Annotated in this window: 10 protein-coding genes and 1 tRNA gene; 3 read left to right on the top strand and 8 right to left on the bottom strand. The window is 56.9% G+C overall.

Features of this window, described 5'->3' with window-relative positions; all coding sequences use genetic code 11:
- Positions 1 to 231: 231 nt before the first annotated feature.
- Positions 232 to 606, bottom strand: a complete 375-nt coding sequence (locus tag ACR0J7_RS20270) for a hypothetical protein (RefSeq protein ID WP_209507997.1) — start codon at positions 604 to 606, stop codon at positions 232 to 234.
- Between the two features lie 91 nt (positions 607 to 697).
- Between ACR0J7_RS20270 and ACR0J7_RS20265 the strand changes: the two genes are divergently transcribed.
- The gene (locus tag ACR0J7_RS20265) at positions 698 to 1,456 is read left to right on the top strand and encodes an alpha/beta fold hydrolase (protein ID WP_480489417.1); all 759 of its coding nucleotides are present in this window, start codon (positions 698 to 700) and stop codon (positions 1,454 to 1,456) included.
- Here the strand turns inward: ACR0J7_RS20265 and ACR0J7_RS20260 are convergent, their stop codons facing one another.
- From ACR0J7_RS20260 to ACR0J7_RS20240, 5 genes are all read right to left on the bottom strand, one after another.
- A complete protein-coding gene (locus tag ACR0J7_RS20260; RefSeq protein WP_267368020.1) occupies positions 1,457 to 1,642 on the bottom strand; it encodes a hypothetical protein in 186 nt (61 codons plus the stop codon).
- A gap of 272 nt (positions 1,643 to 1,914) precedes the next feature.
- Positions 1,915 to 3,267, bottom strand: coding sequence for an HlyD family type I secretion periplasmic adaptor subunit (locus ACR0J7_RS20255; protein ID WP_480540043.1), 1,353 nt, complete (start codon positions 3,265 to 3,267; stop codon positions 1,915 to 1,917).
- A gap of 2 nt (positions 3,268 to 3,269) precedes the next feature.
- Positions 3,270 to 5,492 (bottom strand): type I secretion system permease/ATPase, encoded by a 2,223-nt coding sequence (locus ACR0J7_RS20250; RefSeq protein WP_480871566.1) that lies wholly within the window; start codon positions 5,490 to 5,492, stop codon positions 3,270 to 3,272.
- Positions 5,493 to 5,530: 38 nt separating this feature from the next.
- The gene (locus ACR0J7_RS20245) at positions 5,531 to 7,471 is read right to left on the bottom strand and encodes a type I secretion protein (protein ID WP_480774548.1); all 1,941 of its coding nucleotides are present in this window, start codon (positions 7,469 to 7,471) and stop codon (positions 5,531 to 5,533) included.
- A 130-nt stretch (positions 7,472 to 7,601) separates the two neighbouring features.
- Positions 7,602 to 9,908: a hypothetical protein gene (locus tag ACR0J7_RS20240; protein ID WP_480915460.1), complete on the bottom strand. Its 2,307-nt coding sequence runs from the start codon at positions 9,906 to 9,908 to the stop codon at positions 7,602 to 7,604.
- Positions 9,909 to 10,676: 768 nt separating this feature from the next.
- On the opposite strand from ACR0J7_RS20240, the gene ACR0J7_RS20235 reads away from it, so the two are divergent.
- Entirely contained in the window at positions 10,677 to 11,267 is a 591-nt protein-coding gene (locus ACR0J7_RS20235; RefSeq protein ID WP_480915459.1) for a helix-turn-helix transcriptional regulator, read from the top strand.
- Positions 11,260 to 11,757 carry a hypothetical protein gene (locus ACR0J7_RS20230; RefSeq protein WP_480473566.1) on the top strand — a complete coding sequence of 166 codons (498 nt, stop codon included), beginning with the start codon at positions 11,260 to 11,262 and terminating at the stop codon, positions 11,755 to 11,757. Before ACR0J7_RS20235 ends, ACR0J7_RS20230 begins: the two co-directional genes overlap by 8 nt.
- Positions 11,758 to 11,863: 106 nt before the next feature.
- Here ACR0J7_RS20230 and ACR0J7_RS20225 read toward each other — a convergent pair.
- Together ACR0J7_RS20225 and ACR0J7_RS20220 are read right to left on the bottom strand one after the other, a co-directional pair.
- Positions 11,864 to 11,949 (bottom strand) — tRNA-Leu (locus ACR0J7_RS20225).
- A gap of 509 nt (positions 11,950 to 12,458) precedes the next feature.
- Entirely contained in the window at positions 12,459 to 14,351 is a 1,893-nt protein-coding gene (locus ACR0J7_RS20220; RefSeq protein WP_480915458.1) for a DEAD/DEAH box helicase, read from the bottom strand.
- Positions 14,352 to 14,641 lie beyond the last annotated feature (290 nt).

Genomic DNA, 14,641 nt, shown 5'->3' with positions numbered 1-14,641 from the left:
AAGTGGTCGACGGCCTGGCCGCCAACGGCGAAGACGGCAACGCCGAAGTCGAAGCCCGCGTCCGCGCCCAGGTCGCAGACCTCTGCAACCGCTTCCCCATATACCCGAACCTGTAAACGTTGAAAAAGAAAAGAAAACGGCGCTCTTGAGGCGCCGTTTTTTTTGTTGTTTGAGCAGTCGCTTCGATAGAGGGGGATCTGGCCACGCGTCAGCTTGGCAGCCGTCTGAAAGTCAAATCAAATCGCGCCACCACAGAAAAACAAGCAACAGCGCTGTCAGAGCCAACAGATTGAAAGCCAGCCCCCCCAGCAATCCAAGGAACCAGCCCCACCTGCGATCCGCAAGATTGATGCTTCCCAGATGATCCTGCACTACGTCCGACGCCCTGACGAGCTTGGGAGTATCCAGAATCAACCGCATCTTCGGGTGCGACGCCATCGCCTCGGACCGGGCAAGCACCATGGCCTGCCGGTACACCCGGCGCGGCAGGCGTCGTTTTGCCTTGCGAATGGATGCCTCTAGCGTCTTGTCGCGCACGCCAAGCTTGGCACGCAGCAAGGCCACCGTCTCGGCGATCCGGGTCTGAATGTCTGGGTCCTGAGGCATTGGCTCTCTCCTGCCGCCGCAATCTAGCCTGCACCACAAAGACCTACAATGGGGCTGGTGATCCGCTGTAGGCGCTTGTATCACGCAAGCTATGCTGAACACGATTGTACATGGCGAACCGACCGCCCGCCCACCGCTGGTAATAGCACACGGCCTTTACGGATCTGCTCGGAATTGGGGCGTCATTGCCAAAAGGCTTTCAGACGAACGGCAGGTTGTGGCGGTGGACATGCGCAACCATGCTTACAGCATGTGGGACCCGAGCCACGATTATCCCCATCTGGCACAGGATATCGCCGAAGTCATAGAACAGATCGGCGGCGTGGCGGATGTTCTTGGGCATTCCATGGGCGGAAAGGCTGCCATGACCCTGGCCCTGCGGCACAATGGGTTGGTGAACAAGCTGGTGGTCGCCGACATCGCGCCGGTTCAATACGCGCACAGCCAAATCCAGTTCATCGAGGCCATGCGGGCTGTTGATTTTTCGCGCATCACCCGCCGGTCGGATGCGGAAATGCAGCTGGCCGATCAAGGCGTTGAGAAAGCGTTGCAAAGCTTTTTCACCCAATCGCTGGATATCAAGGGAAAACGGTGGTTGCTTAATCTGGATGTTCTTGCAGCCGAGATGCCAAAGATCATGGGCTTCCCCAAATTGGACGCCACATGGAATGGCTCCGCCCTGTTCCTGTCGGGCGCGGCATCGGATTATGTCCTGCCGGAACACCGCCCTGAAATCCGCTCGCTGTTTTCCGGCGCGCGTTTTGCCAAAATACCCGGAGCCGGGCATTGGCTGCACGCCGAAAAACCACGTGAATTCGAAGCAGCGGTTCGGACGTTCCTGAACGCCTGATCAGGTGCCCCGGTACAAGCGCCGGGCCACCATCCACGATGCCGGAGCAGCGATCACCGCCCCGGCAACTGCTGCGCCGACAATTGCGCTGACGGAAACCAATCCCGCAGACAGCACAGCGATTACGGCAGAACCTGAAATGGCAGTGGCGATCAGTGAATACAGCATGGCGGCAAGGCGAAACATGGTCGGGTGTTCCTTATGATGACTTCCGGCCAAACATGTCTCGATTCGAATGTGTTTTGCATTGATTTGCATCAGATGCGGAAATCTGGCGCTTCATGAACCTGTGATTTCGCAACCACCGTTGAGCCGATCCGCCAACCCGCCAAGGATGTGGAGCGTGTGAAAACCCAAGTCTTGCACCGTCAAAGGTACACACCCTCACTTTCACGCTTTTCCCAAAAGGATCAGAACGCGACTCGAGGTAGATGAACCAGCGGCCTTAGCCACCTAGGTTATTGCTCGCGAAACGCACGCGACATGCTGTCCGACACAGGTTTGGCGATATAAGCCGCAAAAGTTCGTTCCTCAGTTTGGATCATAATTTCCGCAGGCATGCCTGGGGTAGGAACAAAGCCGCTGACCCGGTGCAGCTCGTCTGGGGTAAGTGAGATACGCGCCAGATATACCTCTTTTGGAACGCCTGCCGCCTCTTCAAGCAGCGCGTCGGCAGAGACATAAAAGACTTCTCCGTACAAAACCGGCGTTGTGCGCTGATTGAGCGCGATCAGTCGCACCGAGGCGGTCTGCCCGGTTACCACACTATCAATCTCGGTGCGTGGGATTTGCGCCTCAATAATCAACGGCGCATCGGCAGGCAGGATTTCGGCAATGGGTTCGCCCGTTTCGATCACACCACCCGGAGTATGATAATGCAGGCGAACCACTGTCCCGGTCACAGGCGCCCGCACCACGGCCCGGTCCAGGACATTACGGGCCTGACGGGATTTTTCGCGCACGCTTTCCAGATCTGCCTCGACCACGCCCAATTCATCCAGTGCAGCCTCGCGATAGGCGGATCGGGTGCGCGTAATCTGTTCCTGGTATTTCAGAAGCATCTGATTGATTTCAGCGGCCTCGGCCTGCAACCGGGCCTGCTGCCCCTCGGCTTCGGCCTGCACACGCCGGATCGTGTTCAATTCGCCCTTTCGAACCAGCCCTTTCTGGAAAAGCTGGTTTTTGGACTCGTACTCTTCCTGCAAGATCTCGGCACGTGTGACCATGCTGTCCAATTGGGCCTCAAAGCCACTTGCCCGGATCTTCAAAGCCTCCATATTGCGTTCCAAAAGTGCCACATCATTCAGCAAGGTCTTGCGCGACACATCAAAGCTCAGCATTTGACCGTCGAGAATGGCCATGACTTCCACGTCTTTGGAGGCCTCGACCAGATCTGGCGTAAAGACCAGACGATCCCGTTCCCCATATTCCGCCAGCAATCGCTCGGTCATCGCCTGCAAGCGCAGTTTGCGGATGAACAGCTCGCGCTCATTGGCCTGGGCCGAGGTCTGATCCAGCGTCATCAGCACCTGACCTGCCTGAACCGTTTGCCCCTCAGTGACCTTGATGTCTTCGATGATCCCGCCTTCAAGGTGCTGGACAATCTTGTTGCGTCCGGTGGCGACAAAGCTGCCCTGCGCGATGACCGCCGCCGCCAGCGGGGCGCTGAAGGACCACACTCCGAAACCGCCAAAACAGACGACCAGCATGATTATACCGATGACAATGAAGCGGTTGATCGAGCGCGGAACTTCCGCATACCAGACGTCAGGTTCACCGGCAGAGTGCCTTACGGGTACGAGGTCATTCATGGTCAGCCTCCCTGTTGCCCTTCAATTCCGGTCCGTTTGCGCGGCCCGTTGATCTGCTGAAGAACCTGCTCGCGCTGACCGAACAATGCGACGCGCCCATCGGTCAGCAACATGATCTTGTCGACCACATTCAGCAGGGTCGGTTTCTGCGTGATGACGACCACGGTAATCTTGCTTTCGCGCGCCTGTTCAATGGCACGCGCCAAGGCTTTGTCCCCGGCAACGTCAAGGTTCGAGTTCGGCTCGTCCAGCACAACCATTCGTGGGTTCCCAAAAAACGCCCGCGCCAGCGCAATGCGTTGTTTCTGTCCGCCCGATAAAGGCGATCCATCGGAGGCCACCACAGTCTCATATCCCTGCGGCAAGGTTGCGATCATGTTGTGTACATCGGCCAGAACAGCGGCGTCATGGATCTGTTCGTCCGTGGCATCGGCACGCATCCGGCCGATATTGTCCTTGATGGTTCCGGGGAACAGCTGCACATCCTGCGGCAGATAACCGATGCTTTCGCCAAACTGGCGCGGGTCCCAGTTTCGGATATCCATCAGGTCCAGCCGCACACTTCCCGACGTGGGCAGAACGGACCCGACAAGGGTTTTGCCCAAGGTGGTTTTGCCCGCACCTGAATTGCCGATAATGGCCAGTGTTTCACCGGGGGTGAGAGAGAAGGTAATCCCGTTCAGAACCACACGTTTGGTTCCACCGGGGACATAGAGCAACCGCTCCACATCCAGCCGGCCTTCGGGGCGCGGCAGGCGCAACTTCTCGTGTTGCAGGGCCGAGGTTGACAGCAGCGCCTTGATCCGCCCGTAGGCCGCGCGCGTCAGCAGGTAACTGTTCCACCCTTCAATCGAACCTTCGATGGGCGCAAAGGCGCGCCCGGCAATGATTGAGGCCGCGATCACCATTCCGCCGGTAATCTCTCCCTGCAGTGCCAGAAATGCGCCCCATCCCAGAATGCCAATCTGAGTCAGCAGACGAACAGCGCGCGAAATCGCTGCGAAGATCACGTTTCGGTCCTGCGCGCGCACCTGCCAGGTCAGGGATTGGGCGGTGTCCCGCCCCCAGATCCGCACCGCCTCGGGGATCATGGCCAAGGCGTTGATGATCTGACTGTTGCGCGACATGGAATCCAGATGCAGGTTCGCCATGGATTGTGCCCTGTTTGCCTCGGCAAACGGTTTGGCTGTCATTTTCTGGTTGATCAGCGCAATCGTCATCAGGATCAGCGCTGTCACCACGACGATCATGCCCAATTGCGGGTGCACGAGAAAGATCATCAAAATGAACAGTGGGGCAAATGGCACGTCCAGAAACGAGATCAGCGTGCCGGAAACCAGAAAACCGCGCAGTTGCTGCAAATCGCCAAGCGTCTGATATTCGCGCCCGTTTCCATGCAACGACGCGTGCGCAGCCGCACTAAGCACAGGTGCACCCAAACGAACGGCAACCTCGACACCGGTTCGCATCAGCGTAAACCGCCGCACCGCATCAAAGGCTGACTGAAAGATCACGGCCCCGGCGACGATTGCCGTCAACATGATCAGCGTATCCAAAGATCGGCTGGTCAGAACCCTGTCACTGATCTGAAACAGGTAGATCGGAATCGACAGGATCAGAATATTGGTCGCGCAGGTCAGCACCAGAACAAATGCAAGGTTACGCCGGATCGCCCGGATCGAATCCCGCAATGTGCGCTGGAAATCCTCGGGCGGGGTGCGCTTGTGAAAGGTTTGGGGTGGCCCGTTCCCGTCACCGCCGCCGGAGTTTGTCCGCAACAGTGGCTGGTTTGCCTTGGCCTCGATCGTCGCGCCCATGTGATCCGCGCCGGACGCGCGCGCAGAGGGGGTCTTGCGCGCTGTCGTTTCGTCCGCGGTTGCATGATCCGGGCCGTCAGCATCAGCCACCCCGTCACCACCGCCCGCAATGTCCTTGTCTTGCACGGGCTGCGGCGGCGCACGCCAATGGGGAGGTTCAGCGCGCGGTTGTTCACATGAGTGTTTCTGGTCTTTGGCCGGTTTCAACGCATCGTTTTCAACCGGCCGGTTTTGATCTGGTTCAGGCACTCGGAACTCCTGCGTCAGATGCAGTCGGGTGGTGGCACCTGTGGCCCGTTTTGCAGGATCTGCCCCTGGTTCGGCCCCCTGACGCTTCAGACCCAACCCGCCTTGCCTGTCCAGCGGGCTGGATAAGGGGTGGCGGCGCGACGAAAAAACAAACGACATGTAGAAACCTTCTGGTCACTCGGTAAAATCTTGGGGGATCAGGCCAGCATGGTTTGCAGGCCGTCGTCAGGTGTTGTTACATCAAGAGCTGGGGTATTCAGTGCCAGGGCCGCATCCGGTTGCGCGACGGTCATGTCACCCATGATGGCCGCAATTGCCTCATTGGTCATCGCGGTAATCTCGTCGTTGTCCGGCATGTCGATCAGGCTGGCCTGATGCAGCAGCAGATCGGAATACGACCCGTCAGCTGCCATGACCGTCGAGTCCACACCCATCTTGGTCAGATGCGCGGTGTTCAGCATGGCGTTGCTGCCCGCGACTACATCGGCCCCGGCAGCATTTGGGCCGGACAGGTCTATATCATCCTGATCCAGCATCATCGTGGCCTGATTGACGATGTTCACCTGTATAAGATCGCCGTCGATCTTAAGGACGCGCAACTGCTCCATCCCGGCGAACATCGGATCATTCAGAAGCGCGTCTTCCAACGCGTCCATGTCCATTTCCGGTATGGCAAGCGCGTCCGCCATATTCTGTTGCATATCCTGGTGAATGTCCTTGCCGATCGTTTTGACCGACGCGTCGTTCATGAGCAGGTTTTCATCACCGTCCATCACCGACGCGGGCACTCCGCCGCTGATGATGTCGTCATCCATAAGGGCCATGGATTGAACCAGCACATCGACTGAAATCATGTTTCCGCCGATCATGATCAGATCGTAATAGCTGCCCAACTGCACGATATCGGCGACATTGTACATTTCGTTGTCGCCCAGCACGTAAAGCGTGGATGTGGCTGAAATTTCGGTCTGAATGTGATCAATATCGGTGGCATCAATACTTTGGTTGATGAAATTCGCGACCACCAGATCGCCGTGAACCCAGTCGACAACAACATATGCGGGCTGGCCGCTTGTTCCGTCGACATCGTCCAGCCAGGCGGCCTCTTTGCCTTCGACTTCGATCACCGAAGACTGAACCAGGTTGGTACCGCTTCCGGCATTCATGGCACCTACGTCCCAGTCGGAAACAAGCGCGACCTGACTGATGACCGTCAGATTGATGGCCTGCCCGCCTACAACAATGTACGGAGCATCCACCCAACCAATAGTCGCAGACACTGCATTGATCGCCAGATTACCACCGGTCACCACCAGATGCCCGTCGTCAAAATCGGAATCCTTGGACTGGTCCCATTCGGCAGGCAACGGCGTTTCCGCTTCATCGCCAGTCGCCTCATCCGGCTGATGGAAAGCGGGCAGCAGGTCGGTCCATTCAGGTGCTTCGGCCATGTGCTCGCCATTGACGATCACGCCCAAGGCATCATCGCCATGGAACTGATACACGGTGACGCCATCCACATCCCCGTTCATCGGATTCAGCATCTGTTCGGCCAGTGCCTCGACCATCTCGATTGACTGGTAGTCCGCGAGTGAAAATGACGGGCTTGCCACGGCATGAAGGGACAACGCCATGTCCAGCATCTGCTCACCTTTCGCGATCAGCGCGTCCGTGTCGCGAAATTCACCCTTGCCCACCGTATCGTTGTCACGCAGGAAAACCTTTTGCATGGTGTAACTTACCGCAGACCCCAACGGCACGTTGTCCGGCTGCAGAATGACGAGTGTGGGAACGGATGATGGTCCAATCGTGTCGTCTGGGACAAAACGCTCGGAAACCGGCCCATCTCCACCAAGGATAATCACCGATTCATGCACAGGCCCCTTCGGCGCGTCTGGTAGCGGCAGGTTAGGTTGAGGTGGGGCAAAATTGTATGGGAGGAGCTTGTACTCGCCCACCGGGATATCAAGGTCGGCCCTGATGTGGATCGCAGCAGGATCGTCCAGCCCGTCAATTTCGGCTTTTCGCCTCAGGGCGGTGAATTCGTCATACTGGTCCCGCAGCCGGGCTTGTTCGATCGTAAGTTCAAATGCTCCAACAAAATGCGCTATTGTTTCCGTAATTGCGTCAAGGGCCATATCGGTCATCCTTTTTCACCCGCACCGGCCAGAATTTCCGCTTTGGGTTCAGTTGGGCCGGGGCCACTGCTCGCGGCCCCGGCATTTTCGAAAATAGCGAGGCCCGATAATGCGGGCCTCGCCTTATGACTTATGCGTCGTTGTCGTCGCTTGCGTAGGACGAGGTCATCGAACCACCGACCATGGTCGTGTCGACCGAGTTGCCAAGCACGTTGGCGCCCATGACGATCGACTGGTTAAAGGCCGAGGTGTCGACAACAGCCGCTGCCGAGGCATAGGACTCGCCGGTCACGATACCATCGCCACCGTTGTTCGAGCCCCAGTTGCCAGCGTTGCCGCCTGCACCACCGTCACCCGAATAGGCACCAGCCGCGCTGCCGCCCGTGATGGTTCCACCCATGGTGTCACCGGACATAGCTGTACCGGTCGAGTATCCGCTGGCTCCGCCATTTGCGGCGGACGCGCCACCGGCACCACCGGCACCCGAGCTGGCCGCACCGGTCGCATCGCCCGAACCGGTCGATGTGGCATCGTTATCGGACATGCCCGAACCACCGTATCCAGCGATTGCTTCAGCCAGGCTGTCGGCGGCTCCGTTTGTATCGGCATCACCGAATACATCCGCCGCTCCGCCATCACCGGCGGTATTGGCCGCATCGGCAGAACCGGCACCGTTGCCCGAAGACGTGGATGTGGGCGTCGTTGTGCCGCCTGCTCCGCCGTCACCGTCTGCTGCAGACGTACCAGAACCCGCTGCGTCCGCTGTGCCGTTGGCCGAATTTGATCCGCCATCACCACCGCTGCCATCCGTGTTCTGCGAATTGCTGGATGCACCGTTCACGTCACCTGGGCTTTGGTTGATATCAGGCCCGCTTGCGGACTGGTCGCCAACACCCTGCGCATCCGAATCCGCGTCGGCAGTTCCACCGGAACCATCGCCGCCCGAACCGTCACCGCCTGAGCCATCGCCACCAGAGCCATAGCCGCCCGAACCATCGCCACCAGTTCCGTCACCGCCAGTTCCGTCACCGCCTTCGCCCGCTTCGGCATCAACCATGCCAAGCTCTTCCTGCAGGGCCATGATTGCAGCTTCGACCATAGCGGCAAATCCGCCTTCACCGTCACCGCCGGTACCGTCACCGCCTGTGCCGTCGCCACCGGATCCTTCACCACCGGTCCCTTCGCCGCCAGAGCCTTCACCGCCGGTGCCAGGTCCGCCAGTTCCATCAGCCGAGCTGTCCGCACCACTGTCAGCGCTGCCCTCTGCTGCGTTGCTGCCCGCAGTTGCATCATTGGCTTCGGTTGTGCTGTCACTGGAATTCGACGACGAACCGTCTGTCGAGGCGCTGCCGTCACCGCCGTCGGAACCTTCGGCGTCTACGTCATTGCCGGCCACACCAAAGCCCGTGCCGCTCGAGTCGGAATCGCTGTCGCCGCCATCGGCGCTACCCGAGGCATTCGAGCCAGACAGACCAAGGCCCAGTCCCAGACCAAACGAATCTGCGCTTCCTCCGTTACCGCCAGTTCCGTCACCGTCAACGCTTGTGCTGCCGTCGTTGTCAGCAGAAGACGAACTGTCAGCGTCGCCGCCGTCTCCGCCGGTGCTGTCACCGTCAGCCCCTGCGCCGGACAGGCCGACACCAATGCTGGCGTTATTTGCGTCACCGCTATCACCGCCTGCGCCGCCACTCGAATCCGCGTCGGCGCTGCCGGTATCGCCACCGGCACCAAACGCATGGCTGCCCAGCGTGGTCGAGTCTGCCGAACCACCATAGCTGGTACCACCGTCGCCCGAATCTCCACCGTTGGACTTGACGCCGATACCTTCTTCAGCGTTGGCGGTACCGCCATAGGCGCTACCATTCTGATAGAAACCGGAATTGTTCGAAACTGACGCCGATTCCAGCGTGTCGTCATCGCTCAGGCTAGCCACCTGACTGTTGACGGCCGCCATCGCGGTTCCCGCACCATCCATTGAGATATCGACATTCATGTCATCGCCAGGATCATAGTTCAGATCACGGCCTGCAGTTATTACGTCGCCAACCGACGCGTTATCTCCGAAGTCCAGATCAACCTGATCGTCATCACGCGGAATCCACTCTCCGCCACCAAAGTCGATATTGATCGCATTGCTGTTCGAATTGTCGTTGGTGTTATCTCCGGCATTGAGCGTCTGGTCCTGATCCTGACCTTGATCCTGATCCTGGCCCTGATCCTGACCTTGGTCCTGGCCTTGTTCCTGACCCTGATCCTGGCCTTGATTTTGGTCTTGGCCCTGATCGTTGGAGTTTTCTACAGTCTGGTCCTGCTGCTGCTGTTGTGCAGTCAGATCAGCTTCAACAAACGCCTCATCAATCGGGATTTCAACATTTACCGGAGCTTCCAGGTTTTCGACATTAATTTCGTCGACGGTTGTTACGTTTGTATTATTCACATTACGTCTCATGACAAATTCCTATTTCTGGAACGCCAGACCGCCATTCATCTAAAAAGCGGCATCAGGCGAGATTGAAACAAAAATACCCGCGCAGCGCTTGAACGCGCTGAAAGCGGTCGGTGGAAGTTTCTAAATGGCCACCTCCTTTCCCGGCTAAGCCGAAAGCGCGACGGTTCATGAAGGTTGCTTAAATACGCAATGACCGGCGCGACAGGGACAGGCGCTTCGACAATTGAAGCCCAGCCATGTTCGCAGCGACGCACGCCCACGCCTAGCTAGTCGAAAGTTTTGAGGTAGTTACATCATTGTTTTTATTACTTTCTTTTAGAACGCGCCTAAATTTGCGCACACCTGCCCCGCATGACCTACCCATAAAAAGTCGCAACAAAATAATTCAATTGTTTCCGCTGGTTGCACAAAAATCCAAGCGGAAACCTAACCGAAAGTTCTATGGTACGGGCAATGAAAGCACTCCTCCCGGTTGTGGAAAACCATGCTTTCGAGTATAATAAAATTTAATTACCTATTTGATTAGTTAACTATTTCAGACCACCAGAATTCAAATAAGCAATTTTTGGTTGACCCTGTTTGCGAGGGAATGTGATGAGTGCGTCATTGATAGATGAAACTGCCAATCAGGATCTTTATTCAGAAGATTTTTCGGTTGTCTTTATTGGAAAAGAATTATTCTACTCCAATCAGACCCTAAGAAGCGTTCAAACTGAATTCGGAGTTCGCGCCCGGCGGTTTGAAACCCTCGAAACCATGAACAGCCATGCGCCCGGTTGCAGCAAGATCGTTGTTGTTGATCAGATGATGCTTGAAGACCTGCTGGCGCGCCCAATGGCCTATACCAAAAGTACCGGATCCGGCTGTCTTGCCTTTGCCTATCGCAAAGAAGAATCAGCCCGGCATATGTTTGAATCCTGGGATCGCGCGCAGTTCGGCGAAGTTGGATTTCTGCCGATGAATGTGGCGCCCGATGCTTGGCGTGCCATCCTCAGACTGCTGATGCATGAAGAATTGTACCTGCCCAGTTTTCTTGCCGATTGCGTCGCCTTTCCAGGCCAGCACACTCGGGACATCCCGGACCGACCAGTGACAAGTGCCACATATGGTGGCGACCAGCAGTCGCGGTACCTGAAGCTGACGCGTCGCGAAAAGCAGGTCCTGCAACTTGTCTCGCAGGGCAAAAGCAACAAGTTGATTGCGACCAAGTTGGGAATTACGGAACATACGGTCAAGCTGCATATGCACAACGTGGTTGGCAAGATCGGTGTCAGCAACCGCACCGCAGCCGCACATTTCTATTACGAGGTTGCGCCGCACGAGGCGCAGCAATCCGCCCTTGACTGACACGTTCGAAGCCCGGTTCGATCGCCTGATCCTTCTGGTTGGCAGGCTGAACTATATGTGGACCAACACCGAAAGCCTGCTGATCCACCTGATCGCGGGCCTTTCCGGAACGTCGAAAGACGTGGCCGTCATTATTTTCCTGACCTTGAACACAACCCGCGCGCGTATTGATCTGGTCGAACGGCTTGCCAAGATGGAGGGAAGACCCGCGCAGGTTCGTGACCCGATCCTCGAACGCACGCAACGGCTCAGCAAGCTTTCTGGCATTCGAAACAAGTATAACCACTGCATCTATTCATTCGATCAGGAAAGCGGAAACCCGAAAACAATTCTGATGCGGATTTCTGACCGTAAGACCGATATCAGACTGGGGCGCTCGGACACGGTAGATGATGATGCGCTTCGCGAAATCGAGACAGTCGTCAATCAGTTGTCAGCCGCGAACAAGGACATCTGGAGGCTGATCCGGGAATTGGGGTATCCGGTATAGTCCTGGTCATGAATATGACGCCATGACGACGTAGGCTGCGCTTCACAGCATTTGCGGTCCCGAAGACACGCAACCCGGGCAGCGGAATGCAGCTTTCGAAAGTGCCTGGTGCGGGCGGTGGGACTCGAACCCACACGGGCATACGCCCTTCAGATTTTAAGTCTGATATGTCTACCATTCCATCACGCCCGCACGGCGCGGCCCTTTCGGACAGTGCAACGTCCTTACAAGCACAACGAGATGATAACAATGTGCTTTGACCCGCAGGATTGGGAAAAATAGACGGCAGCGCCGGTGAAACTCAATTGCACCCAACGGTACCTCCATTGTCTCACTTGGCTTTGGTGCGGTCCGACATATCCACAGGTCCGATGCATCGGATCGACTGAAGGTACTTCTCCAAAGAGCAGGTGCTGTCAGCACCGAACCGTTTTCCGTTCTATCCCAAAAAAGAATTCGTCAGGGCGCTGGCCGAAAAAAACTCCCGGCATCATCACAATATAATCCTCTGGTTATCAAGAACTCGAGCTGAGTCTGCCATCAATTTGCATGGCCGATTGGAGCGACAGTATGGTCCGCAGAGTATGATTATGTCTATCGCCAGGGCTCGCAGGCGCTGCGAAAGTCTGGTCTAACGGGCGGAACCCAGCGGAGTTTTGGCATGGCCAATGTCCGGAAAGGGCCTGTGCAAACGCTTCGACTTACTTTGAACGCCTTGGCACAGCGTTACCGCCCTTATTTGCCGCAGCGCGTGCACGGTTTTTCTTGCTGTTGGGCTTACCCTTTGGCGGTGGCGGGCCTTTTGGGCGGCGGTCAAGTTTTTTACTCAGACCACTGCGGTTGTCGTCATCGCGTTTGGGCTTGGCTTCAACTTTGGCCTTTTCAGGGGGCTTGGACACTGTCTTTTTCCGCGCTTTCGCAGGCTGCAGCTCGACAAGTCGGCTCGGTTTGCGTGCAGTCTTTTCCAGACCTTTATTGCCTCTGGCAGCCCGGTTGAAGCTTGTCTTTGCTGAGTTCGACAAATCGGGGGCTGAATCCAACTGCACAATGTCTTTTGTACCCTCGATCTTCATTTCCGGCCCAATCGCGTCCAAAAATCCGGCGACGCTGCTTTCGCGAATTTCGATATAGGTCTCGTCGTCAACGATACGGATCGCACCGACATCGGATTTCGTGATGTTCCCCGCCTTGCACACCATAGGAAGTAGATATCGCGGAGACGCGTTTTCGTTGCGCCCTTCTGACAGCGAAAACCAAACACTCGGACCAAAAGGTGCGCTTTGCTTTGGCGCTGCTTCCTGAATGTCGTTTAGTTCTTCCGGAGCGGAATGCGCCCTGTTGTATTGACGGACATATGCCGCAGCGAGTTGTTCTGGCGAGAACCTTTCTACCAGTTCGTTGACTGACTGCCGCTCAGTCTTTGTTATTTCAGAGTGCCAGTCCTCCGATCCGAACATCCGTTGCAGGTCTTGCGCTTTGACCTCTTCAGCGGAGGGTGCCGCACCCCAATCGGCCGTGAGTTTAGCGAATTTCAACAGCCTTTGGGCTTTTTTGTAAGAAGCCGGTGCAACGATCAGTGTGCTGACACCTTTGCGCCCTGCACGTCCAGTTCGGCCTGAACGGTGCAAAAGCGTTTCATGACTGCTGGGCAGTTCCGCATGGATCACCAGATCCAGATTTGGCAAATCAATTCCGCGCGCCGCGACGTCGGTCGCCACACAGACGCGGGCCCGTCCGTCACGCATGGCTTGCAAGGCGTTTGACCGTTCACCTTGGGTCAGTTCTCCGGAAAGAGCCACAACCGAAAACCCGCGGTTGGACAGTCGGGCTGTCAGACGGCTGACCATGGCGCGCGTGTTGCAGAAAACGATGGCGTTAGGAGCCTCGTAGTAGCGTAGCACGTTAATGATAGCATTTTCACCGTCACGTGGAGCCACATTCATCGCACGGTACTCGATATCGGCGTGTTGCGTCCTCTCACTGACAGTACTTACACGCTCGGCATCCCTTTGGTACCGGGCAGCCAAGGTGGCAATGGCGCGCGGTACCGTTGCCGAGAACAATAGTGTCTGGCGGTCTGATTGCGTTTGTTCGAGGATGAATTCCAGATCTTCACGGAATCCAAGGTCGAGCATTTCGTCAGCCTCATCCAACACGACGGCGCGTACGGATGCCAAATCAATCGAGCCGCGCATTATATGATCCCGCAACCGCCCTGGTGTCGCGACCACAATATGTGCCCCTCGGGACAGCGCCCGGCGTTCGTCGCGCATATCCATGCCGCCAACGCATGAGGCAATGAAGGCCCCCGCATCCGCATAGAGCCACCCCAGTTCTCGTTTGACCTGCAGCGCCAACTCTCGCGTCGGTGCAACAACCAACGCCAAAGGCGCGCCTGCCACATCGAAAACCTGCGCATCGCTCAAAATTGTTGGTGCGATGGCCAAGCCGAACGCGATGGTTTTTCCTGATCCGGTCTGCGCCGAAACTAACAAGTCTCGTCCCTGCAAATCCGGTGCGGACACCGCCTCCTGAACAGGGGTCAGCGTGTCATATCCTTTACGCTTCAATGCGATTGCGAGTGTCGGGTTCATGGCTCAGCTCTCCGGAGTGATACGGTCACCCTCAGAGCTTCCGACACACGGGTCATAGTAGAAGCGCAGTCCATACTGCGAGGAGAACCGGATGTATAGATCGGAAAATGAGCCTCCCAATGAGCCTCCCCAACGGAACTGGTCCACACTTATGTTAAGGTGTCTGAAGTCAGCGCCTACCGGACAGATTTAGGGTTTTCTGGACCTGTCCCGTTTTTGTGCCGCCCCAAGTGCTCGTTTAAGCCACTTTCCTTTCGAATGCGACGGGGCTTTTCCAGCCCAATGCTGAG

This window comes from Ruegeria sp. O4 (genome assembly GCF_056535125.1).
Note: the sequence above shows the minus strand (reverse complement) of the source record. Positions and strands in the feature narration are given on the sequence as shown.

Coding starts and splice junctions, on each gene's coding strand:
- ACR0J7_RS20270 (WP_209507997.1), bottom strand. CDS start 606: ATGCCTCAGGACCCAGACATTCAGACCCGGATCGCCGAGACGGTGGCC.
- ACR0J7_RS20265 (WP_480489417.1), top strand. CDS start 698: ATGCTGAACACGATTGTACATGGCGAACCGACCGCCCGCCCACCGCTG.
- ACR0J7_RS20260 (WP_267368020.1), bottom strand. CDS start 1,642: ATGTTTCGCCTTGCCGCCATGCTGTATTCACTGATCGCCACTGCCATT.
- ACR0J7_RS20255 (WP_480540043.1), bottom strand. CDS start 3,267: ATGAATGACCTCGTACCCGTAAGGCACTCTGCCGGTGAACCTGACGTC.
- ACR0J7_RS20250 (WP_480871566.1), bottom strand. CDS start 5,492: ATGTCGTTTGTTTTTTCGTCGCGCCGCCACCCCTTATCCAGCCCGCTG.
- ACR0J7_RS20245 (WP_480774548.1), bottom strand. CDS start 7,471: ATGGCCCTTGACGCAATTACGGAAACAATAGCGCATTTTGTTGGAGCA.
- ACR0J7_RS20235 (WP_480915459.1), top strand. CDS start 10,677: ATGAACAGCCATGCGCCCGGTTGCAGCAAGATCGTTGTTGTTGATCAG.
- ACR0J7_RS20220 (WP_480915458.1), bottom strand. CDS start 14,351: ATGAACCCGACACTCGCAATCGCATTGAAGCGTAAAGGATATGACACG.